The organism is Chitinophaga rhizophila (genome assembly GCF_019492185.1).
In the GTDB taxonomy this organism is placed as follows: Bacteria; Bacteroidota; Bacteroidia; order Chitinophagales; family Chitinophagaceae; genus Chitinophaga; species Chitinophaga rhizophila.
The window spans coordinates 34,653-58,938 of record NZ_JAICCF010000008.1 but is presented as its reverse complement, the minus strand read 5'-3'; the positions used below and the strand labels follow the sequence as shown (position 1 = coordinate 58,938).

General features: G+C 45.8%; 18 protein-coding genes. 7 read left to right on the top strand and 11 right to left on the bottom strand.

Going from position 1 to position 24,286, the window contains the following annotated elements; genetic code table 11:
* Positions 1-71: 71 nt before the first annotated feature.
* Genes K1Y79_RS28940 through K1Y79_RS28920 form a run of 5 tightly spaced genes read right to left on the bottom strand, consistent with a single transcriptional unit; the run spans position 72 to position 5,926 of the window.
* Positions 72-1,475 carry an MBL fold metallo-hydrolase RNA specificity domain-containing protein gene (locus K1Y79_RS28940; RefSeq protein WP_220253720.1) on the bottom strand — a complete coding sequence of 468 codons (1,404 nt, stop codon included), beginning with the start codon at positions 1,473-1,475 and terminating at the stop codon, positions 72-74.
* Positions 1,476-1,516: 41 nt separating this feature from the next.
* Positions 1,517-2,020 (bottom strand): DUF4442 domain-containing protein, encoded by a 504-nt coding sequence (locus tag K1Y79_RS28935; protein WP_220253719.1) that lies wholly within the window; start codon positions 2,018-2,020, stop codon positions 1,517-1,519.
* A gap of 7 nt (positions 2,021-2,027) precedes the next feature.
* Positions 2,028-2,540: a thioredoxin family protein gene (locus K1Y79_RS28930; protein WP_220253718.1), complete on the bottom strand. Its 513-nt coding sequence runs from the start codon at positions 2,538-2,540 to the stop codon at positions 2,028-2,030.
* Positions 2,541-2,555: 15 nt separating this feature from the next.
* Positions 2,556-4,640, bottom strand: a complete 2,085-nt coding sequence (ppk1, locus tag K1Y79_RS28925; RefSeq protein ID WP_220253717.1) for a polyphosphate kinase 1 — start codon at positions 4,638-4,640, stop codon at positions 2,556-2,558.
* Positions 4,641-4,642: 2 nt separating this feature from the next.
* Entirely contained in the window at positions 4,643-5,926 is a 1,284-nt protein-coding gene (locus tag K1Y79_RS28920; protein WP_220253716.1) for a Pycsar system effector family protein, read from the bottom strand.
* Between the two features lie 139 nt (positions 5,927-6,065).
* Here K1Y79_RS28920 and K1Y79_RS28915 point away from each other — a divergent pair, with 139 nt between their 5' ends.
* A complete protein-coding gene (locus K1Y79_RS28915; RefSeq protein WP_220253715.1) occupies positions 6,066-6,914 on the top strand; it encodes an SdiA-regulated domain-containing protein in 849 nt (282 codons plus the stop codon).
* Positions 6,911-10,582 (top strand): BamA/TamA family outer membrane protein, encoded by a 3,672-nt coding sequence (locus K1Y79_RS28910; protein ID WP_220253714.1) that lies wholly within the window; start codon positions 6,911-6,913, stop codon positions 10,580-10,582. Before K1Y79_RS28915 ends, K1Y79_RS28910 begins: the two co-directional genes overlap by 4 nt.
* Positions 10,583-10,745: 163 nt before the next feature.
* On the opposite strand, the gene K1Y79_RS28905 is transcribed toward K1Y79_RS28910, so the two are convergent.
* From K1Y79_RS28905 to K1Y79_RS28890, 4 genes are all read right to left on the bottom strand, one after another.
* Positions 10,746-13,082 carry a GAF domain-containing protein gene (locus tag K1Y79_RS28905; RefSeq protein WP_220253713.1) on the bottom strand — a complete coding sequence of 779 codons (2,337 nt, stop codon included), beginning with the start codon at positions 13,080-13,082 and terminating at the stop codon, positions 10,746-10,748.
* Positions 13,083-13,307: 225 nt separating this feature from the next.
* On the bottom strand, positions 13,308-14,528 hold the full coding sequence (gene lysA, locus K1Y79_RS28900; protein WP_220253712.1) for a diaminopimelate decarboxylase: 1,221 nt from the start codon (positions 14,526-14,528) through the stop codon (positions 13,308-13,310).
* 99 nt (positions 14,529-14,627) lie between these two features.
* Positions 14,628-15,023, bottom strand: coding sequence for an RNA-binding S4 domain-containing protein (locus K1Y79_RS28895; protein WP_220253711.1), 396 nt, complete (start codon positions 15,021-15,023; stop codon positions 14,628-14,630).
* Positions 15,024-15,095: 72 nt separating this feature from the next.
* Positions 15,096-16,466, bottom strand: coding sequence for a dipeptidase (locus tag K1Y79_RS28890; RefSeq protein WP_220253710.1), 1,371 nt, complete (start codon positions 16,464-16,466; stop codon positions 15,096-15,098).
* A gap of 179 nt (positions 16,467-16,645) precedes the next feature.
* On the opposite strand from K1Y79_RS28890, the gene K1Y79_RS28885 reads away from it, so the two are divergent.
* Positions 16,646-17,011 carry a sigma-70 family RNA polymerase sigma factor gene (locus K1Y79_RS28885; protein ID WP_220253709.1) on the top strand — a complete coding sequence of 122 codons (366 nt, stop codon included), beginning with the start codon at positions 16,646-16,648 and terminating at the stop codon, positions 17,009-17,011.
* A gap of 57 nt (positions 17,012-17,068) precedes the next feature.
* Entirely contained in the window at positions 17,069-18,298 is a 1,230-nt protein-coding gene (locus K1Y79_RS28880) for a FecR family protein (RefSeq protein ID WP_220253708.1), read from the top strand.
* On the opposite strand, the gene K1Y79_RS28875 is transcribed toward K1Y79_RS28880, so the two are convergent.
* Positions 18,295-18,759, bottom strand: a complete 465-nt coding sequence (locus tag K1Y79_RS28875; protein ID WP_220253707.1) for a response regulator — start codon at positions 18,757-18,759, stop codon at positions 18,295-18,297. The two genes, K1Y79_RS28880 and K1Y79_RS28875, sit on opposite strands and share 4 nt — an antisense overlap.
* A gap of 428 nt (positions 18,760-19,187) precedes the next feature.
* On the opposite strand from K1Y79_RS28875, the gene K1Y79_RS28870 reads away from it, so the two are divergent.
* From K1Y79_RS28870 to K1Y79_RS28860, 3 genes are read left to right on the top strand one after another with little or no spacing between them, the layout of a single operon-like run.
* Complete coding sequence (locus tag K1Y79_RS28870; protein WP_220253706.1) at positions 19,188-19,778, top strand: LemA family protein; 591 nt, start codon at positions 19,188-19,190, stop codon at positions 19,776-19,778.
* Positions 19,779-19,790: 12 nt separating this feature from the next.
* A complete protein-coding gene (locus K1Y79_RS28865) occupies positions 19,791-20,246 on the top strand; it encodes a TPM domain-containing protein (protein ID WP_220253705.1) in 456 nt (151 codons plus the stop codon).
* A 37-nt stretch (positions 20,247-20,283) separates the two neighbouring features.
* Complete coding sequence (locus tag K1Y79_RS28860; RefSeq protein ID WP_220253704.1) at positions 20,284-21,075, top strand: TPM domain-containing protein; 792 nt, start codon at positions 20,284-20,286, stop codon at positions 21,073-21,075.
* 55 nt (positions 21,076-21,130) lie between these two features.
* Here the strand turns inward: K1Y79_RS28860 and K1Y79_RS28855 are convergent, their stop codons facing one another.
* Positions 21,131-24,286, bottom strand: coding sequence for a sensor histidine kinase (locus tag K1Y79_RS28855; RefSeq protein WP_220253703.1), 3,156 nt, complete (start codon positions 24,284-24,286; stop codon positions 21,131-21,133).

The following is a 24,286-nucleotide window of genomic DNA, read 5'->3' as shown; positions in this document are numbered from 1 at the left end:
AGGAAGGCGTCTCTTATGCAGAGACGCCTTCCTTTTTATTATATGGTACGCAAATGCCGTTTACATTGCCCTTATCCCAATCCTACTACTGCATGTCTTTCAGGTATCTCTATATCATGAAAGCCCTTTTTCAGCAACCAGTTCCTGAAAATAGTCTGCACTTCATATTCCCCATGCACCAGAAACAGCTTCCTGACCTCTTTTGGATCCTGGCAGGACAACCATTGGCTTAAATCTTCATAATCGCCGTGCGCACTCATAGAGCGGATCACACCTACTTCGGCGCTGACTTCGTAACGGGTACCGTAAATTGAAACTTCCTTCGCCCCTCTCATCAGGCGGCCTCCCAATGATTGCGGCTCGCAGTAACCAACTATAAGGATAGTGTTGCTGCTATTATTGATATTATTGGCAATATGGTGTTTGACCCTTCCTGCTTCTGCCATACCGGAGGCAGAGATAATCACACAGGGCTCTTCCCTGAAGTTAAGCGCCTTGGATTCGTCAACCGTTTGTATATAGTGAAGTCCAGGGAAATCAAACGGGTCATCATCTCTTTCGAGTAACTTCCTGACTGTTTTGTTGAACGTCTCCGGATGATGCCTGACAACGTCTGTCGCTTCTCTGGACAATGGACTATCCACAAAGATATCCACACGGGGTAGCTTACCATCCAGTTGCGCCCTGTTCAGGGCATACAGTAATTCCTGTGTACGACCTACGCTGAAAGCAGGAATGATGAGCTTTCCCTTCTTGACCTTACAGGTATCATGAATATATTTGATCAGCAGATCATCGGAGGGTGTAGCTTCTGCATGCAGGGTACTACCATAGGTAGATTCGAGCAGTATATAATCTGCCTGCGGGAAAACATCCGGAGAGCGGAGAATCGCATCATTATACCTGCCAATATCTCCGCTGAAAGAGATCTGTGAGGTCTTCCCGTTTTCTGTCACACGTAAATGTACCGCCGCACTGCCAATGATGTGTCCTGCATCTGTAAAGTAAACTTCAATATCATCATCCACCCTGAACCAGGTATTATAGTTCACCTTTTTAAGCGCACCGATACTCTTTTTTGCATCATCGATCGTATAAAGAGCAGTGATTTCCGGCTTCCCTTCCTTCCTGAGTTTCTTATTGGTAAATTTCGCATCATCTTCCTGGATTTTGGCAGAGTCCAGCAACAGTATTTCTGCCAGATCGCGGGTGGCGGGCGTACAATAGATGACGCCTTTAAAGCCTCTTTTTACCAATAAAGGTATAAGCCCGGAGTGATCTATGTGCGCGTGAGAGAGAATCATATGGGTGACGCTGGCCGCATCAAATCCAAAGTCTTCATTCATGGCATCTGTTTCCCTTCCCATGCCCTGGAACATACCGCAGTCCAGTAGGACCTTTTTGCCATTCTTGAGAGAAATAAGATGCTTGGATCCGGTAACCGTGCGTGCGGCCCCGTGAAATGCAATTTTCATGTGGTGGTATTGAAGGATGATCTGTAATGGTATATCGCTGTTTACACCTTTCCTTTGAAGGACCAGGTGATAGCAAACGAGGCAATTACTGTGCCATCATGACTTCTTCCAACACTGTTAACTGTGACGGTTTCCGGTTCTCCACTAGCAGCTGTTCTTGCAATAGCATCCCGCATAATGGTGCTTTCTGCGCAGGTAAACCATGTTTTACCGGTTGCCTTTTTGACAAAGCTGGCTTCCATTCCCGTTACCAGCATAGATACACGTTTGGGAGTTACACCCCTTATGTACATCATAGCCGGCAAGCCGGTGCTCATTTCAGCCGCCATACCCAGACAGGCAAAGTAGGTAGAACGAAAAGGATTCTGAGAAAGCCATTTAAAGGGGACTACGGTCACACAACTGGTGGCAGTCAGCTCTTTGAGCCTTACACCAGCCAGCCATGCGATGGGTAGCTTCCAGAACAGATAAAGAGAGAACCGTAACGGGTTACCGGCAAAACGCATAAATGCATCTGCTGCCGGCGAAATTGGGGTCTGCTCCATAACGGGATTATTGATTATTGTAATAAGCAGGGTTGAGTGCATCAGGCCCCCATTGCTTGAGCATATCTGCTACCTTCTTTTTATCGTAGGTATCTGCCGATTCCAGCAATCCTGTATTCTGTGTGTGGAGGCGGTTGCCTTTAGCATCCAGCACTAATAACACCGGAAATCCGAAACGCTGTGGATAACCCAACTGTTTCAGAACAGGCAGGTTCTTATTTTCTTTACTGTAGTTCAGGTAGTAAATAACGTAGTTTTTATCTGCCAGGGCCAGCAATGTCGAATCTTCATGCAGCATTTTGTAAAAGCGCTTACACCATATACACCAGTTACCCCCTACTTCTATCAGCACATGTCTGTTAGTTGCAGCAGCCAGTTGTTGTGCTCTTTTCAGGTCGGATGCAGCATCAGCAGCCGGATTATAAATATGTTCGAGGTCCAGGGAGGGCTTTTCCTGGGCATAGCTGCGGCCTATACTCAATAAAATGCAGACAACAGGTAGCCATAAATACTTACTCATATGCAGGATAGGATTTTATAATGATTGTAGATATTGGTAAATAGCAGATTGTGCGTTAACAGGTGTTTTTGCTGCTCCGGGTTCGATCTCAATATTACGGATATTCTCATCAAGTCTTACCGCATTGGTATTGTCAGCCAGTTGCAGACGGATAATTTCTTTAAGCTGTGCCTGAAGTTCCCTATCATATACCGGGAATACCACTTCTATACGCCTGTGCAGGTTCCGGTTCATCCAGTCGGCAGAACCCATATAGACTTCCTCATTGCCGTTATTATGAAAGATAAATACCCTGGCATGTTCCAGGTACCGATCCACGATACGGCGTACTTCAATGTTACTACTTTCCGGCTGGTCGGGCGTCAGGCAGCAGATACTACGTACGATCATATCTATTTCCACCCCTTCCTGACTGGCAGCATACAGGCTTGCTATCATTTCTTTTTCCTGGAGGTTATTCAGCTTAATTGTGATTTTAGCTGGTTTGCCTGCGCGGACGTGTGCAATCTCCCGGTTGATCAGTTCCTTAAAGCGGTCCATCATATTAAACTGGGCTACCAGTAGGTGCTGAAAGGTCAGGTAACTATATCTGGCAGGCTGCTCTCTAGCCTGGAGATATAGAAACAGGAGCTCCAGTTCCTGTGTAATACCCGGATGAGCGGTCATCAGTACGTGGTCTGTATAAAAACGGGCAGTGCTTTCATTGAAATTACCGGTAGCCATCAGACCGGCATAGTCCCACTGGTAACCACGACGTCTTTTTACCAATGCAATTTTAGCATGCACCTTCAGTCCGGGGATACTATAAACTATTTTCACTCCGGCAGCTTTCATCTTCTTTGCCCACCGGATGTTATTAGCTTCGTCAAAACGGGCTTTCAGCTCTACGAACACTGTTACCTGTTTGCCATTGCGGGCAGCACTGATCAGCGCATTGGCTATCTGCGAACTGGCCGCTATACGGTAAAGGGTAATATAAATCTCCTGTACCGCAGGATCTACAGCCGCTTCATTGAAGAAACGGAGAATATAGTCATACCGCTGGTAAGGCGCATGCAGCAGAATGTCTCTTTTTAATACTTCTTCCAGTAACCTGGGTGTTTCTTCCAATGAGGGTACCTGGATGGAAGATTGCTTTGGATAGCTGAAGGCCGGTGATTTAACTGGCATAGGCAGATCCATCAGGTCCTTGAGGTTATGGTATCTGCCCCCTTCCACCATTTCTTCCGGCAGTATCTGGAAGTATACGGCCAGTAACTTCCGCAGGGCAAGCGGCATGGCGGCATCAAAGAGGAAGCGGGTAGGTATACCCAGTTCTCTTTTAACAATCATCGTTTCCACCTGCTCAAGAATGTCATGCGCCAGCTCATTCATGTCTGTTTCAGCATCCCTGGTAATCTTGATACTGTAACAGCCATCGACGGTATATCCGGGAAACAGGAAGCCTATATTATCCCTGATCACGTCATCCAGCATGGCAATGTAGTATTCATTTTCCAGTGCCGGCAGCTCTATATAGCGGGGTAAAGTAGCGCTGGGAATGTTCACCAGTGCATATTGCAACATATCCGGCGCAGCATTTTCCGTAAGCGATACTACAAAGTATAACTGGTTATTCTCCAGGAATACTTCTTCCGGCTTCTTTTTTCTGAGCCAGAGTGGTTGCAGGAAACTCAGTACACGTGTCAGGAAATACTCCCGCAGGTGCTCATGATGCTGCGGATGGATAGGCTCATTATAGTAAAGATGTATATTATAGCTACGAAGCGCGGGCAGTAACTGCCTGGTAAGTGTATATCCGAATACGCCCAGTTGCCTGTTAATCTCTGTCTGGATGGCCGGCAGGGTATCCTGGGAAAGGATATCCTCTCCGGCAGCAGCCGGATTTTTGTTCAGCAGCTTATTAACGGCCAGGATAGCCGGCATGCGTACCCGGAAGAACTCATCCAGGTTAGAAGAGAAAATAGAAAGGAACTTGATCCTTTCATATAAAGGCACAGTCTCATCCTGCGCCATACATAACACCCGGTAGTTGAACGACAACCAACTCAGGTCGCGGTCATATAACGGTACATTCATAGAAATCGTCTTATTACTCATGCTTAGTCCTTCACCGGGAAAAATAATGCAGCTATCACAAATGCGGCTACGGAAATGATCAGACCGAACATAAAGATGTTGTAAGCAATACGCAGTTGTTTATATTTCTTACCTAGTACCACACCCAGGTGATAGATATCCTGTATCATGCTGCCATATACATAGTCATTGTCTTTCATCATCTCGGTCATACCCCAGGTATATTCTTCCAGCGACATCCTGTGAAAGTTGCCGAAGAACAGCAGGTTGGTCTTTTTACTATCAATATCTGCTTTGGTGAATTTACCTACGTTGATGTTAGGACGTGTAGCCAGTACGGAGAAGATGATTGTAAGTACGCCGGTCAGTAAAAAGATGAAGGCAGGGAGAATAAGATTAGGATAATCCTCTAACCTCCTGACTAGTACACCTAATATTACGGATATGATAATTGAATTGACCGAGATCATGATGTGCGCCTTGCTGTCGGCCATTGAGCTAAGGCGTATATGGTTAGTGGAAGTAGTACGGAACATTGTCTCTACTCCCCTACCGGGTTTAGCTTCTTTCAGTTCTTTCTGCTTTTCCTTGTCTTTCTTTTTCTCTTCTGTCACAGCAGGTGGTGCAGTTACCGGAGCAACAACAGGAGCTTCAGCCAATACCGGGGCTGCAGCTGCCTTCTTTTCTTTCTTGTGTGCCTTTTCCTCCTGTTTCTCCAGTTTGGACTTCAGCTTAGCAATGTTTTCTTCCTTCTGCTGTTGCAGCAGCGCTTTACAATAGGCTGTAAAATAATGATGAGATTCCTGCAGGCGCAGAGAACTTGCATTCCAGATAGCTCCGGAGACCTCATGTCCTGTAGATAGTTCTACCTCCTGGCGCAACAGGCGGGACCGGTCTCTGAACTCTTTGGTACCAAGGTGGAAGAGGTCAGCATCACATACAATCTCTTCCAGCAGGTTTTTCGGATGCTGGGGCATTTTAGTAGCCATAATACAGCCAGCTACCTGCTGTTGTATTTCTTCTGGAATCTGTTGTACATTTAAGAATATCCTGGCCATCTCTGCCCCCTTCTCTTCATGCATTTTTGTCTCTCCGGCAAGGTAACCAAGATCGTGAAACCAGCATGCGACACATACCACCATCAGGTCGTTATCTGCCAGCCGGTAATGCGCTGCAATCTGCTGTGCTGCTGCAACTACCAGCTTTGTATGTTCTAAATTATGATAGACCAGGTTAGGGTGGGGACGTTCCTGGTATTGCTTCGCAACATATGTTTCTGCTGCTTCAATGATTAATCCTGTGTGCATAAGCCTTAGTTAAAAAAGCAAAACTGAGATCAGCAAGTTACTGCATTTTTAAGTTAATTTTATTCTGCAAATAACCAATGTAAAATGCAACGGGCCTGAAGTTCGTTGTGTTTCCGCATTGACTACTAACCACTCATCTATGCAAGTAAGATATATTGCGTTCGTTTTTCTGTTTTTGTCATGCAATGCTTTTAACCGGGAAGACAAGGAATACACTTCTCCCAAAGGCTATAACCTTGCCGAGCCTACCCGTTACCGTGTAAGGCAATCCATGCAGGAGATCTCTGGTATTGTACTCGCACCGGATGAACATCACATTATGGCTATCAATGATGAGGAAGGGAAGATCTACTCCATTGACGTAGATACAGACAAGGCATACCCGACATCCAAGTTTGACAAAAGCGGCGATTATGAAGATCTGGCCACAACAGGCGATGAATGGTTTGTACTGAAAAGTAACGGACATCTGTATCACGTGCATGGCATGTTTACAGATACTGCCGATGCTACGCGTTATAAGATGTCCATCCCGGGTAAGCGGGAATTTGAAAGTCTTTATTTCGATGCCAGCAATAATAGTCTGGTAGCGGTGTGCAAGTCCTGTGAAGAAGACAAAAGAGAAGGTTTTACCTCTGCATATCGCTTCAGGCTGAATACAATGGAATATGACACCACGCCCGCTTTCCGTATAAATGTAGCCGAAATTGCCAGGCTTACAGGTGGTGATGTAGGCCACTTCAAACCTTCTGCGGCTGCCATCCATCCCATTGAAAAGCGCCTGTATATTATATCTGCGGTAAACCGCATGCTTGTCATTACTGACCTTAACGGCAAGGTACAGGAAGCATATAACATACCGCATCGCAGATTCCGGCAACCTGAAGGTATCTCCTTCACCGCAAATGGCGACATGTACATATCTAATGAAGCAGTAGACGAAGCACAGGCCAATATTCTGAAATTTAAGTACAACTCATCACGATGATTAGCATTTTACCAAAAGCAAGGCACCTTTTACCCCTCCTCCTCCTGCCATTGCTGTCACAGGCACAGATGACAAATGACAGTCTTGCACGCAGAGTTATCCTGATCGGCGATGCCGGGGAGCTGCATAAAGACGGCCATAACCCTGTTATTGATGCTGTAAAACAACGTATTGACCTCCAGGATAACCGGAACACAGTATTATTTCTGGGTGATAATATATACCCTTTCGGCCTGCCCGACGCAGGAGCCGCCAGGTATGATGAGGCCAGACAAATACTGGATTACCAGATCGACCTGGTAAGAAATACAGCTACACAGGCTATCTTCATTCCAGGCAACCATGACTGGCAACGCTCCAGACCTGATGGCTGGCAAACTATCATCAACCAGCAATTGTATGTGGACTCATTACAACTGCCGAACGTGAACTTCCTCCCGAAAGACGGCTGTCCTGGCCCGGAAGAGGTACATCTCGATAAAAACACTACCCTTATCATCATGGATACGGAGTGGTGGTTATTCCCTTATCAGAAACCAGGTCCTGAATCTTCCTGTGATACTAAAACCAGGGAAGAGGTACTGACAGAAGTCAGTGATATTGTAAGCAGAAACAGGAATAAGCTGATCATATTTGCAGCACACCACCCATTCAGAAGCTATAGTATCCATGGTGGTTACTATACCATGAAGCAACATATCTTCCCACTCACTGATCTGAAAAAGAACCTGTATATACCGTTACCGGTGATCGGTTCCATCTATCCGCTCACCCGCGGCGTATTTGGTACGCCGGAAGATATTCCTAATCCCACGTACCAGTCAATGATCAGAGGTATTGAGGCGGCGATCAAGCCACATGGTCCGGCTATCTTCGTATCAGGTCATGACCATACCCTGCAACTCATCAATGATGAGCAGAACTTCTATGTCGTAAGTGGCTCGGGCGCAAAGGAAACCCGTGTAAAGAAAGGTCCTAAGTCTTTGTATGCCAGCAATGAAAATGGTTATACTGTACTGGAAATATCAAAAAGCGGGCGTGTGGAAGTTAAGTATTACACTGTTGATAAAACAGACGGCCCTTCCTATGCACAGCAGCTGTTTAGTTTGCAGGACATCCGTTCCAGCACGCTGGCAAATGCCAGCCCTTCCGCCAGCCAGTTACCACCCACTGTTACAATGCCCGCTGATTCCCAGTATACTGATAAGTCAGGTTTCCATTACTGGCTGATGGGTCAGAACTACCGTAATGTATGGGCAACGCCGCTGGCATTCCCTGTACTGGATCTGAATAAAGAGAAAGGCGGACTAAAGATCATCAAACGTGGTGGAGGTATGCAGACCCTGTCACTCCGCCTGGAAGATAAAGATGGTACTGAATGGGTACTACGCTCCCTAAAGAAGTATCCTGACAAAGCTGTGCCTGAGGCATTACGCGAAACTGTGGCCAAAGATGTAGTTCAGGATCAGATATCTGCTGCAAACCCGTATGCGCCGCTTGCCATCATTCCACTGGCTGATGCTGCCGGCGTACACCACACTAACCCGACTTTCGTCTACCTACCAAAAGATACCGTACTCGGTGTTTATGCTAATACCTTCGGTGATGATGTATACCTCTTTGAAGAGAGAGAAGCAGATGTAAAAGGTAAAACCCTGAGCACCCCCAAACTACTGGAACAGATACAGGGAGATAATGATAACACTGTTAACCAATCAGCCGTTCTGAATGCACGCCTGCTGGACTGGCTGATTGCTGACTGGGACCGCCATGATGATCAGTGGAGATGGGGTGCTGAAAAAGGTAAGAAAGCCAAAAGACAGGTCTACTTCCCTATTCCCCGTGACCGCGACCAGGCATTCTTTGTAAATGAAGGTTTCCTCCCGCGCATTGCATCCCGGAAATGGGCCATGCCTAATATTCAGGGGTTCCGTCCGAACATCCGGTTTATAGAAGGGCAAAACCCCACCGCTCAGCCATTTGACCGTTCCTTTATGAATGAACTGAGTGAACAGCAGTGGAAGGATATCTCTCATGCTTTCGTTGAAAAGATCACTGATTCTACCATCCGGACGGCGGTGAACCGTTTCCCTGATTCCGTGAGAGCGCTGGTTGGTGAGCGTGTTTATACTACGTTGAAAGCACGCCGTGATATACTGGAGAAGGAAGCATTAAAATTCTACCGATTTATTTCTAAAAATGTGGAAGTAGCCGGTAGTAAGAAGAATGAACTATTTACTATTGAGCGCCAGCCGGAAGGTAAGATTGGTGTTACAGTTACCAAGATCAGTAAGAAAGGCGAACTGGAGCAGATAATCTATCAAAGGATTTTTGATCCCCGGGATACCCGTGAGGTAAGATTATTCGGCCTGGGTGGTGATGATAGATACGTGGTAAAAGGGAACAACAGCTCCCCTATCAAACTACGTATTATTGGCGGCAGGAATGGAGACACTTATATAGACAGCACCGGTGGTCATGCAGGTAAACGCATTGTTATCTACGACCTGGTAAGCAAAAAAGACAGTTTTGACATGCATGGCAATGCCAGGCGTATCCTGTCAACCAATCCTGATAATATCCGTTACGAACGTACACCATTCCGTTTCCAGTATAATAAACTGATGCCACTTGCATCTGCGGCTTTCAACCAGGATGACGGCCTTTCTCTTGGAGCAGGATTCCAGTATACGACCCAGGGCTTCCGCAAGCGTCCTTTTGCAGCCAGGCATACTGTAGTGGCCGGGCACTCGCTGGGTACAAACGCATGGCAGTTCCGCTACATGGGAGAGTTCACCAATGCTATCGGTCAGTCAGATCTGACTATTGCGGCCAATATCAAAGCGCCTAACAATACACTTAACTTCTTTGGTTTTGGTAATGAGTCAACATTTAACAAATCGCTGGGCATCCGGTATTACCGCACCCGCTTCAGCCTCTATAATGTAGAACCGCTGCTGAATACCAAGCTGTCACAAAATGTACAGCTGTACTATGGTCCGTCATTCACTTATTACACCCTGGATAAAGATGAAACAGTTGGCCGTATCACATCTGATTTTCCAAAGAATGGCCTGGACTCGCTCTCCGTATTCCAGTCCAAGACATATGCTGGCTTACGTTTGGGAATACGCATCGACACCCGCGACAACCAGCTTATCCCAACGAGAGGTATCAGCTGGAATACATCTGTATATGGCAGTCAGGGGTTAAACGGTCCTAACCGGCAGTATCTGCAGGCTCAGACGGACCTCAGCATATACACCAGCTTCCATGTACCTACCAGCGTAGTACTGGTAACAAGGTTTGGCGCAAACAAGATCTGGGGAGCGTATGAGTATTTCCAGGCAGCAACACTGGGCGGCGTGCAGAACCTGAGAGGTTACCGTAACTCTCGCTTCAGTGGTAATGCAGCAGTATATAACAATCTTGAATTACGTGTAAAACTGTTTGAGTTTCGTTCTTACCTGTTCCCTGCCAGTGTGGGCCTGATCGGGTTTAATGATGTGGGCAGGGTATGGTATCAGAACCAGCAATCAGGGGTATGGCATGATGGTTACGGTGGTGGGTTGTATTTTACGCCTGCTAATCTGGTAGTTTTGTCGGCAGTAGTTGGCCGATCTGAAGAAGGGGTATTACCCTATGTCACTTTCGGGTTCAGGTTCTGATAAGGGCTTTTACCCGTTTTTTTCCCGTTTTGATCTTTACCATCTTACGTTCATCCTACGTTCAGGAACGTAGGATGAACGTAAGATGGTAAAATCTTGTCCGATCCTGAAATAGGTTTACACCTTAAAAAGTGTAAAACATGCGAAATTCAAGCATAACCCATTAATTCATATTGACTTTCACCCGCAGCGCCCTCAAACCACTAACACCCTGTAAATCTTCGAGATCCAGCACTTCTACATCGGGTAACAGGACACCCTTATTCTGCAGGAAAGTGATGTACTTCAGGTATTCTTCCATCTCTCTGGCGTAGGCATATACAATAGAAATAGTACCCGGCTGTGTAAGGCGCTTGCCTGTCTGCCGGATATGCACTTTATCTATCCGTTTCTTAATAATCTCATACCGGATGTTATAAGCGCCTTCGACATCAAAACGGCGTTCATCCTGCCGGAAGCTGATATCAATAGGATTGCTATGCGCCAGTATCAGCTGGGTAGTTTGTAAAGGTACTTTCAGCGTATCCTTCAGCTTGTTGGTCATCCTGGCTATTTCTGCCATGGAAGACAGCTGCCACAGGCGGAGGTTACGCAGGTACAGCAGGTCAAACTTGCGATTCTGAGCGATGGACTGCCCGATATAGATATTGTATTCAACACCGTCTGTACGGTACTTTTCAAAATAGCAGGGGAAGGAATGCTGAATATTATCTTTTTCTTTATCCAGGTATTTATTGATCTCTGCATTGATAGCAGCGAGGCTATCCTCATATTCCTGGCGGTGATGCAGGATGTGACCTTCGGAATCATCTACCATAGAAAAATAACGCTCCAGTACCGGCTGCAATTCAGGATGACTTTCATGCAGATGACGGAATAACGGGCCTATTTCCTCATCCAGGTAATTATTGGTTTTTAACTCGTCTTCTGACAGCATGCCACTGGTAACACCAGTGATCAATTCATCGTTCTTAAACTTCAGTTCTTCCAGCAGTGGCAGATAAATAGCGTTACCGATATGCTCCAGCGTCTCTCCTATCAGCAACAGTTGTTCGCGCAAATCTTCATGAATAGCATTGCTGCGTTCAGTGGAAGAGTTCCTGATATCAACAGCTCCGTATAACGGATATACATCTTCAAATGCGATGTTACCAATGTCTTTTCGTTCCTCCTTCGGCGTATGAAGATAGTGCCATGCGGCATCGGTGAATTTCCATTCAACTGAAGGCTGTAAGGCAGTGAATTGCTCCTTGATAACCTGTACGATACGGTTATTCAGGATATCCGCGCCCCTGGTCAGCAACATAATCAGCAGCGGGTAAGCCGGCATGGCCCTACCCATTGTTTCGGCAGTGATCCTATTGGGGGTAGAGGATGCCAGTTCTACTATTCCCAGTAGCTGACCTTCATGCCATACAGGGGCCATGATATAACTTCTGATACCTTTCAGCGGCAGGTAACGCAGGAATGGAAATGATAGCAGGCTGGCTTCTGTTACATCCGGAATAAAGAGAGGTTCTCTTTGCCGCGTCAAATGGTCCAGCAGCTGTTGAAATAGTTGCTGCTGTTGTTTGCCATTGTTCATGACTCCCAGCATAACGCCACTTTCACACGGTTCACATTCCAGTACGTACCGACCATTTATCTTGGGAACAGGTACTATGTGTACACTCAGGTCTTCTTGCTGCATAAGGGAACATATTTCTTCCTCCATGCGGCGGTATGTCTGGGTTTCGTTACCATCGTGCATATTCAGTATGAGGTTTTTCATACTGTTCTGTACTTCATCTTTGGTAACATCCTGAATCGTCCATATTACAAAACCTTCCAGTGAAAAGTTACGCAGGGGCAGCATTTCCTGTAATGACTCAGGAGAGAACTTGGTACGGCAAATATTATCGTAGGTGAGCTTAGGCAAGTCCCCTTTTACAATTACATCTACAAAACGGGCATCAATCTGCAGCTTTACATACTTCTTCAGACCGTTACTGTCAGGAAGTGTAATATGGTGAATGATTTCATTGCGGTAATCTACCGGAAAGCCATATACTTTTTCCAGAATCAGTTTATATAGCCATTCCAGTTTATCCTTTTTTACCTTCTCAACGGAGACACCATCCGGTACGGGCACCAGTTTGTCACCGTTAGCAGCAAAAAGTTTCCTGAAAAGGTCAGAATAATAGAAGATGGCGAATTTATGAGGGACGCCAATTCCATAGATATCCTTGTCCATGTCAACAGTGACAGGGAAAATAGTTGAGACAACAAGGTCCAGGTATTCCTGGTAAGCAGACAAGTCGTCTGCACCAGCGATGGGACCAAGAAGAGCGGGGTTACCTTCAAACTGGTTAACTATCTGCTGATAGTATGCGGCGCGCGCATCCGACTTCCTGGCAGCCTTTTCTTTCAGGAACTTCACGTAAGGACCGAAAGATATATGACTGTCTATCAGCACTTCTTCATCCTTAAAAACTTCGGATTTAGCAGATAAAACTTTCATAATCAAATGTGTAAAAAATACTCATCGTATACTACTATAATAGACGAATGGGATAATAAAATATTTTGTAACTACTAGCAGTATGTACAGTGGCAGGTAAAAGCAGGAGCTTGGTGGTATATATTGGGGCAAAGTTATGTTAAAAGTTGTTATCACAGGATAAAAAAAATGCAGACTTGCTTATACAAATCTGCATTAATAATTTAAGTATTAGCTATTTAGATACTATAACTCGATCTGGTTACGTAGCAGGTCTTCCAGCGTATCCCGCTTACGGATCAGCTGTGCTTTACCATCTTTTACCAGTACTTCCGCAGGCTTCAGGCGGGAGTTGAAGTTAGAAGACATTTCAAAACCATAAGCGCCGGCGTTATAGAATACCAGGTAATCGCCTTCTTTCACCTCATTCAGTTTACGATCCCATCCGAATGTATCAGTTTCACAGATATTACCAACGATCGTGTAGATACGCTCTGTTCCTTTCGGACTGGAGATATTTTTAATCAGGTGGAATGCGTCATAGAACATAGGTCTGATCAGGTGGTTGAAGCCTGAGTTCACACCTACGAATACGGTGGCTGTGGTCTGTTTGATCACATTCGCCTTTACAATGAAGTAACCGCACTGGCTTACCAGGAATTTACCAGGTTCAAACCATACCTGTAAAGGACGATTGTAGGTAACCTTAAATTTATTGAAAGCGTCGGAGAGCTTTTTGCCCAGCAGGTTAATATCTGTTTCAGGGTCTCCCTGCTGGTATGCAACTTTAAAGCCGCTACCCAGGTCAATAAACTCAAGATCAGGGAAATGTACTGCCTGTTCAAACATGATTTCAACACCACGCAGGAATACATCCACATCTTTAATTTCAGAGCCGGTATGCATATGCAGGCCGGTTACTTTGAGTTTGGTACTTTTCACAATACGCTCGATGTGGCGCAGCTGGTGAATAGAGATACCGAACTTGCTATCAACGTGACCGGTAGATATTTTATAGTTACCTCCCGCCATGATGTGCGGGTTGAGGCGGATACAGATAGGGTAAGAATCGCCGAAGCGGTTACCAAACTGTTCCAGGATGGAGATATTGTCGATATTGATGTTAACACCCAGTTCTTTGGCGGCGATGATCTCATCGAGGTCCACACAGTTAGGTGTGAAGATGATATTATCTGGAGCGAATCCGGCTTTTAATCCGAGATGTACTTCCTGGATAGAGACAGTGTCGAGTCCGCAGCCCAGGGAGTTAATATATTTCAGGATGTTAATATTGGTAAGTGCTTTACAGGCATAGAAAAAGCGGGCATCCGTCTTCTGGAAAGCCGTTTGCAGCTTTTCGTACTGGATCTTTATTTTTTCAGCATGATATACATATACCGGAGTTCCAAATTCCTCAGCCACTTTAACTAGAAATTCGGCAGGGAGAAGATCGCTTTGCTTAGACATCTATGGATAATGATTTACAAATTTTCACATGCAGGCGGCTGGTTTTATGCAAAGGCCGCCTGAAAAGCATGCGAATTTACTACTGAAAAACGGATATTTTTAGAGATCTTCCTCACCACCCATGAAATCATCCAGTTCACGGCGTTCTTTCTTGGTAGGGCGGCCAATCTTGCTGGGACGCTTACCAGTCTGGAAGACAGAAGCCTGACGTTCCTGGGCTTTATCTTCTTCCGGTGTGATATCATTATAGAACTTGATCGCTTCGGTATACTGTAAGCGATTAGCCAGCAGGGCGGTTACCTGAATTACCCATTTACGGCCTTCCGTTCTGATCTCATACACATCGTTTACTGCCACGTTACGGGACGCTTTTACGATAGCGCCGTTCATTTTCACCCTACCTGACTCACAACCAGCGGATGCCAGGGAGCGGGATTTGAAGATCCTGATGGACCAGAGATATTTATCGAGTCTTACTTTTTCTACTTCTTTCATCTTGTATAATATATAAGGCCGGCACGTTTATCACGAGCCGGCCTTCAAATTTATTAAATTCGTGCGATAAGGCTATTTACTCAATTCCGCAAAATATTTGTGGAAGTAAGGGATTGTTTCGATACCCTTGTAGAAGTTAGCCAGGCCGTATTTTTCGTTGGGAGAGTGAAGATTATCACTGTCCAGACCAAAGCCCATGAGAATAGTTTTCAGACCGAGCTCTTTTTCAAACAGGGCAACGATTGGAATACTTCCACCACCACGCATCGGGATTGGAGATTTTCCAAAAGTTTCTTTGATTGCTTCACTTGCAGCTTTGAAGGCTACGTGATCAGTCGGTGTTACATATGGACTGCCACCGTGGTGAGTCGTTACTTTCACCTTGACACTCTTCGGTGCAATGTTTTCAAAGTGCTGCTGGAACAGTTCAGATATTTCTATCCAGTCCTGGTTAGGCACGAGGCGCATGGAGATCTTGGCAAAAGCTTTAGACGGCAATACGGTTTTGGAACCTTCGCCGGTATAGCCACCCCAGATACCATTTACTTCCAGCGTAGGGCGGATGCCGGTACGCTCGATGGTAGAATACCCTTTTTCACCCCACAGTTCATTTACACCCAGGTCAGCTTTATAATCTGCCTCATCAAACGGAGCTGCATTCAGTGCGTTGCGATCTTCCTGGCTCAGGTCCTGTACCTTATCGTAGAAGCCTGGGATGGTGATGTGATTGTTTTCGTCATGAAGAGAGGCAATCATTTTACACAGGATGGTAGCCGGATTAGCCACAGCGCCGCCATACACACCACTGTGCAGGTCACGGTTAGGACCGGTTACTTCTACTTCCATATAAGACAGGCCACGCAGACCTGTATCCAGGGAAGGATTTTCCAGACTGAGCATAGCAGTATCAGAGATGAGTACCACATCTGATTTCAGTCTTTCTTTATTTTCTTTAATAAAAATGCCCAGGTTGGCAGAACCTACTTCCTCTTCCCCTTCGATCATGAATTTGATATTGCAGGGGAGGGTATTGGTTTTTGACATGATTTCAAATGCCTTAACATGCATGTAGAACTGACCTTTATCGTCAGCGCTGCCACGTGCATAGATCTTTTCATCTTTGATCACAGGCTCAAACGGACCGCTATCCCAGAGTTCCAGTGGATCGGCAGGCTGCACGTCATAGTGACCATATACGAGTACTGTAGGTAGTTTCGGATCAATAATCTTTTCACCATATACGATAGGGTGACCCGCAGTAGGGCAAACCTCCACTTTATCTGCACCTGCTTCCTGCAGACGCAGTTTTACAGCTTCTGCGCAGTTCTTCACATCCGGGTTAAAGCGGGAATCCGCGCTAACAGATGGAATGCGCAGCAGTTCCAGCAGTTCTTCCAGGAAACGATCTTTATTTTGTACCTGATAATCTTTCCAAACTTGCATGTTCCAGTAAATTAAACTTTTAGAAAGGTGCAATTTAAGGGAAAGTCGGAAATATTGATTTGTCTGTTTGGCGGGCTGATTTTCTCTGCGTTAACAGGCTATTAACACTTTTCTGATTCTTTTGTTCGAAATTACTTGCCGAATCCGGTACACACTACTACCTAATAGAACCAGATCGTATGCAAACCAGCGAGGAAATCACCATGTTATCCGCGCTCAAAAAGGATAACAGCATTGGAGCTTATCAATACTTCTTCATGAAATACTACAAGCCTCTTTGCCTCAAAGCCTGTCAGATGTTAGGAAATGTGGAAAGTGCCAAACAGGTGGTACAGCAATTGTTCATTGAAGTATGGGAGACCCGCACATATAGGAATATAGCCCATTCTCCGGGCGGGTTCTTTTACCAGCAGTTATATGAGCGTTGCCTGCAGATGCAGCAAAGGATAATGACCCAGACAGCTGCCTGTCCGCCCTGTAAGACAGGTCCGGCATTAGTACCCCAGGCATTACGTCAGCAGCTTGCAATTTTACTTGATTCGTAGACCCAGATATCAGATACACACAACTTTATCACCCTCAATAATCTTCTCATTACTACGATGAAATACGACCAAGAGTATATATACACATTACTCCTGCGTAAGCAACTCGGCGAATTAAGTGAAGTGGAAGATCAGTTGCTGCAAAAGGTCATGGAAACCGATGAGCAGGTTCGTAAATGCTGGCATGAACAGGAGCAGGCCATTCTTTATACTGATAATGCTTTTCTGGATGACCTCCGGATTGAGCATGACTGGTGTAAGATAGCGGCTATTCTTTCACCCAAACCGCGGCATCTGAAAGTATACCATTATGTAAAGCGCCATAGTGCAGCAGCAGCAGTATTAGCGGCTATGACTGCTTTAGCGGGCGGATGGTATGCGTTTAAACATTATTACAGCGCCGCAGTTCCGGCTACTACCCTGCGGCAGGTGGCTGCAAAACAGCCGGCAAAAACACCCGCAGCCAATACTGCAAATGTAAGCCATACCTCCCCCTCGGACACCCTGACTACCATCCGCCTACCTGATAATCAATCATTAAGACCTTCTGTGGCAGACACGGGCAGTCACCCTGCTATTTCTGTCAAGCGGATTACCCACGATACTATTTACCAGAGTAGCACTATCGAGTGGAACACACTGACAGTACCTCCAAAAACGGACTACCGCATTGAACTGTCAGACGGGACTGAAGTACACCTGAATGCCAGTTCCACCTTGCGTTTTCCTTTCATTTTTCCAGGCAGAACCAGGGAAGTGTACCTGGAGGGAGAAGCATATTTTACAGTGGCCCATAATCCGAAGCAGCCATTTATAGTACACACGGGTACAACGTCAGTCATTGCGCTGGGCACGGCGTTCAATGTAAATTCATATGATAATAATCTGATTACAACATCGCTGGTTACCGGTAGTGTAGTAACGGATGTGGGCGACAGCCTGGATGTGACATTGAAGCCGGGTTTTGAGGCCATTTATAAACCAGGAGAACGATTTAAGGTGAAACGTTTTGACGAGAACGTTACGTTGGGCTGGCGGGATGGAATCTTCCGTTTCCATAATAAGACGTTGGAGGAAGTGGCACCGGTGTTGAAACGGTGGTTTGGGCTGAAGGTGGCTTTTGCGGCTAACAGTATTGCCGGCATTCATTTTTCAGGAGACCTTGACAAAGACAAGGCAGTCAACCTGTTCCTGGATGAACTATGCTGGGAAAAGGGGCTGGACTATAAGATCTATGATGGTACTATTCATTTCTCAATGCGGAAGGAAAGCCGGGCAACAAATTAAGAAATCAGCTTCTGTCTCAACAGAAATTCGAGCTTCTCATTTACATCCAGCAGCTTAGCTGTCAACTCTTTATTCTCTTTACGGAGGGCATATACTTCATATGCTTTATCAATATTCTGCCGCAGCTCATCATCATTCCAGGGCTTGGAAAAATACTTATATACCTGTCCTTTATTAATAGCATCTATTACGGCGTTAATATCAGCATATCCGGTCAGTAACATCCGGATAGGCTCAGGATACTTGTCGAGAATAGACTCGAAAAACTCAATTCCCGTCATTTTAGGCATGCGCTGATCAGAAATTATGATCTGGATATCCTGCTTAGCGAGTATGTCCTCAGCTTCTTCGGCTGAAGCGGCTGTAAATACCGTATAAAGTCTACGGAAAGATGCCTTGAAAGCATTTAAATTATGTACCTCGTCATCAATATATAGGATATGGATATGTTGTGCACTCATTGACGCAACCTTAAATTCAAATAATTAAAAATAAAAGCGTTACAAACGAATGAAAGAAGGATAGACAATGAAAAAACAAGTGTTTATATTGACCTGCTTATGGATAACTTCTTTATATACAAGCTGTTCCGTACCCTTGCTACCGTGAAATACCAGTAAAATTATAGAGAAACGTACATACAGGGCTTGATTTTTTTGACAATGCTACTATCTTTTCTGTGAAAGTGAAAGAATACCGTTTTATCGTATTTCTCAATACCCTTGCAGATTAAAAAAAAGCTCCTATGTTTGCTACTGCTATCCAGACTGTTCATAGAGGTTCGATCGGAGATTCCAATCTGTATTCTAAGTTACGATAAACCAAAGTGATATAGTGCTGTTGCAATAACTGAATTAACAACCTGGTTTAAACTTAAATTTTTATAAAAATGAAAAAAAGCACGCTCGTAATCGTCATTATTATTGCTGTTGTTTTATTATTTGGAGGCTGCGGTGTTTCCAGATACAATAAGATCGTGGGTTTGGACGAAACTGTTAAAACATCCTGGGGTACTGTACAAAGCCAGTATCAGCGCAGAGCGGACCTCATTCCTAACCTTGTTGCAACTGTAAAAGGCGCTGCAAATTTCGAGAAAGAAACACTGACACAAGTCATAGAAGCACGTGCAAAAGCTACATCTATCACGGTTAGACCGGAAGACTTGACACCAGAGAAGGTTCAGCAGTTCCAGGCTGCACAGGGACAGCTGAGCGCCGCACTGGGCAGATTGCTGGCCGTATCTGAGAGTTACCCTACACTTCAGGCTAATCAGAACTTTAAAGACCTGCAGGCACAGATAGAAGGTACTGAAAACCGTATTGCTGTAGCACGTAAAGATTTCAATGAAACAGCCCGTGTGTATAACAGTGCGATCCGTACTTTCCCTAACAATATTATTGCAGGTTTCGGCGGTTTCCAGCAGAGACCTTATTTCGAGGCACAGGCAGGTGCTGAGAATGCTCCTAAAGTGCAATTCTAAAAAATAACCGGCATGAGCATATTCCCATTCAGCAAAAAGGAACTTTTGACGGAAGCTGAAAAGCAACAACTGGTGCAGGCTATACGTGAATCCGAAAGACTCACGAGTGGGGAGATAAGGTTATATGTGGAGAGCCGTTGCAAGTACGTCAATCCCATGGAGCGCGCAAAGGAGTTATTCCTGCAGCTTGGCATGGAGAAAACTAAACGCAGAAACGGCGTTATTCTGTACATCGCATTAAAGGATCGACAATTTGCTATCCTTGGTGACAAAGGCATACACGAAAAAGTAGGTACGCAATTCTGGGTAAAAGAAGCAAACCTGCTGATCAGCTATTTTACCAGGAATCAGATTATCGAGGGCCTTGATGCCTGTATCAGGGAGATTGGAGAATCGCTTTGCCGGTATTTTCCTTTTGAAGGAGACGATGAAAATGAATTACCAGACGACATAGTGATCGGCAGATAAGCGACAGGCTGATACCTGCCGCACTGTAAAAATTAATATGATGAGGAAAATATGCTGGTTATGGCTGGTTATACTATTGATTTCCGGGTTGACTGTCCGGGCGCAGAACATTCCGCCCAGGCCTAATCCTCCGCGAACAGTAAATGATCTGGCAGGTGTGTTATTAGGTAATGAGGCGGAAACGCTGGAACGCAAACTCCGCGCTTACAATGACAGTACATCCACACAGATTGTGATCGTAACCATGCGGACTATCGGCGATTACGAAAGCAGTGAAGTAGCGCTGAAAATACTCCGTGACTGGGGTGTTGGTACAAAGGGAAAGGACAATGGCGTTGTAATACTTGCTGTTATTGATGATAGGAAAATCCGCATCGAGACAGGCTATGGTATGGAAGGCGTCCTTCCGGATGCTATCGCAAACCGGATCATCAGTGAATCTATAAAGCCAAATTTCAGTAAGCAACAATACTTCCGTGGCTTTGACGAAGCGACAGACCAGATCTTCGCTGCTGCAGCAGGCGAGTACAAGTCATCTGGCAAAAAGCGCGGTTCAGGCAATGGTAGTAACGGGCTTTTCATTGCGATCTTTGTCATCATTATTATCCTGCTCATCATGAGAAATCGTGGTGGCGGCAGAGGCGGGGGTACTACTATTAGCAGAAGAGGCTCCGGTGGCTGGATCGGTCCTATTGGCGGACTGGGAGGTCTTGGCGGCTTTGGTGGTGGTGGCTCCGGCGGATGGGGCGGAGGAGGCGGTGACAGTGGCGGCGGCTTCGACTTCGGAGGAGGCTCCGGTGGTGGTGGCGGTGCTAGTGGTGACTGGTAATACGCAACAACTGATTATTCATTATAACTCCGTCAGCATCCTGGCGGAGTTTTTTTTATACTTCACTTAACGGAAACCATACATTCACCCGCGTACCACATGGCTGGCCCGCCTCGTCATACAGATCTTCAATATCGAAAGTAGCGTCCAGATTAAAACGCCTGTTATACAGCGAAAGCCTGTCCCGCGTGATCTGTAAACCACGGGAATGATGTTCCTTCCCTTGTTGCCTTTGGGCAGCAGCTTTCTCTCTTCCTACACCATTATCTTCAATCACGCAAAGTAAACTGCCCTCCCGCTGGTAAAAGGCAATAGACAAGCGCCCTTCTCCTTTCTTGTGTAATAACCCATGCCAGATAGCATTTTCAACAAACGGCTGTAATATCATTGTGGGAATATCTGTAAAATCAGGGTCCAGCTCATCATCAACAGTGATATCATAAGTAAACTGATCTCCAAACCTAAGCTTTTCCAGTTCCAGGTAGTTCTCCAGCATACGCAGCTCATTGGAAATCGGGATACTATTCAACTGTGAGTTATCCAATACGTTTCTGATCAACCTGGCAAAACGGCCCAGATAGGATAAGGCCTGCTCTGTTTCGCGCTTCATCATAAATGTCTGGATAGAGTTCAGCGCATTAAAGATAAAGTGAGGATTCATCTGTGCACGCAAAGCTTTCATCTCCAGCTGAGCAATCTGCTGCTGAATAGCAGTACGTCTTCTTGCCTCCTTCTTCACTGCATTTACACGCAATCTGAAATAGACATATACCAGTACAATAATCAGCAATACCGACAGTATTCTGAACCAGGCTGTCTGCCAGAAAGCGGGCAGGATATTAATGGTTAATGTGGTGATGCCTGTTGAAAAGGTGCCTGCGGGATCAACACTTCGTACCTTAAAACGATAACTGCCTGGCGGAAGGTTGGTATACCTGGCTGTCAGCAAGCCTCCTGCTTTTACCCATTCCTCGTCTACTCCTTCCATCTGATAGAGGTAGCCCACTGCTTCATGATGATACAAGAGACTCTTAAAGTCGATACTGATGAAATTCTGTCTGTGTGACAATGTCACCGGCGCATATTTTCCTTTCTCTATTCCCAGATTGATTACACTGTCCATGGTGCGGAAGCCGAGAATAGTTACATCCGGTGGGGGTGGTGCTACCTGTAATATACTAGGTTCAAATATTACGAAATGATCAGACGCTCCTACCATCAGCCGGCCGTCATGCAGCATACTGACAGACCTGCGAACCTTCCTGTTGTTGTCTATAATATCGCCGGTCTGTACAAATGTTTCTATTGTCCCTGGGTGCCGGTTAAAGCGATAGAAGCCGAACTGTGTACTGAACCATACGCCCGCGGTACCATTGACCTGAAGGTTTAACACCCATTCGTCAAACAGTGCTCCGTTGATCATCAATGGGCGAGCGAAAGCCTTTTCTGTATTGTATACCCACAAACCATGATCTGTACCGGCAATCAGTGTTGTGTCATCCAGGAACTCGATACAGGTTATGTTACTGACGGTGAGTTTATCATAGGAGAATAGTTCAGCGCCGCTGACGGTGCCTGTACGGGTATTGAAGCGAAGCAGGCCGGCGTCACTGGTGGCAATCCAGAGCAGGGAGTCATTCCGCCTGGCGATATCCATCACTGTAATAGGTCTGTTTACATACTGCAGCAATCCGGGATAAGCAATAAATGAATCTGTACGGGTATTCCATTTTACCAGTCCCCGTTTGTATAGCCCTATCCAGACAGCGCTGTCGCCTTCGGGAGACATGGTCATCAGGGTCTGGTCGCCAAACAACGGCGGATGATAGTGCCGAATAAAGCGTCCCTTATGCGGATCAAAGATTGATAGCATACCATTCTCCTGCCCTATCAGCACATTACCATCTTTCATCTCTGCAAAGCTCCATACAAGGCTTCGTTCTTCCGGCAGTTGATAGGCTGGGCTTTTGGCATCATGAAGGTATTGTCCAAGCAGTTCGAGAGAAGGGCTCAGCCAGCAGAATCCCCGACCCCAATAACCGGCATAGATATTTCCATGGCTATCCTGGAATAGCCCGGTTACTTCCATCCGGGGCAAATGCGCTTCGGTATCTCTGAACACTGTCCGGTGATCCATTATACGAAAAGACTTCTCCGGCATGCTCAGAATGTTGACTCCCAGGTCTGTACCTACCCACAGGCGGCCATTGCGGTCGTTCAGGAAGCAGTTGACCTCGAAGTCGTAATGCAGATCCTGATCGTCTTCGTTATTAGACCGGATGTTGGTATCGAACCTTCCCTCCTGTTCATTATATCTGAAGATGCCTCCGTTTTCAGTAGCGATCCAGATATGATGGTCTCTGTCGGCGATAATGTCTGTTACCATATTGCCTTCAGGTTGCGGGCGGGAGAAGGAAAAGGCCCTGAGTTCTTTTTTATCAGGCGTATACTGATAGAGTGAGTCTCCACCCCTGGCAGCTACCCATATGCGTTGCTGCCGGTCTATATAAAAGCGTCTTACGCTGCTTTTAATGGCCAGCAGGGGATCATTATCGGGATTATTTCCAGCGTGGTACATCTGCCTCCGGGAAGGGTCAAGCTTATATACTCCTCCCCGGCCACTGATCCACAGGTTACCTTTACCATCTTCGATGATGGTGCTAAACAGCTCACGGCGGATATTCTCAGCAATATTGGCGGGCTTAATGAAGCGGTTCTGCACATCGTCATATTTCAGGAGTCCTTCCTGGGTAGTAGCCCATATTACACCTGCATGATCCTGGATAATGCGGCTGCAGCTGATGCTGCCATGTATGGATGGTGGAATATCGATTTTTAGTACTGATACTGTAGCAGTGGTCGGATCATAATAGCGTATATTATCAGGAGCGCCCATCCAGATGCGGCCTTTATTGTCTTCGCAGAGGCAGATATCATCATAATAGATAGAGCCGGGTACCTTGTCAAAACTGGCGATAGTGACCAGGTTGATACCATCAAAACGCTGCAGGGCGGTGCTGGCTATCCAGATGAAACCTTTACTGTCCTGCAGTACAGCGGAGACATGGTTACTGGCCAGACCATCAGTCCTGTCCAGGTGAGCAAAAGTATAAGAGGAGCCTTGTGACCTGACGTCAGCGCAAGGCCATGCTATCAGCAGTAGTAGTAGTAATGCTGATGTCCACAAGTATTTCGATAAGTACAGCTTCAT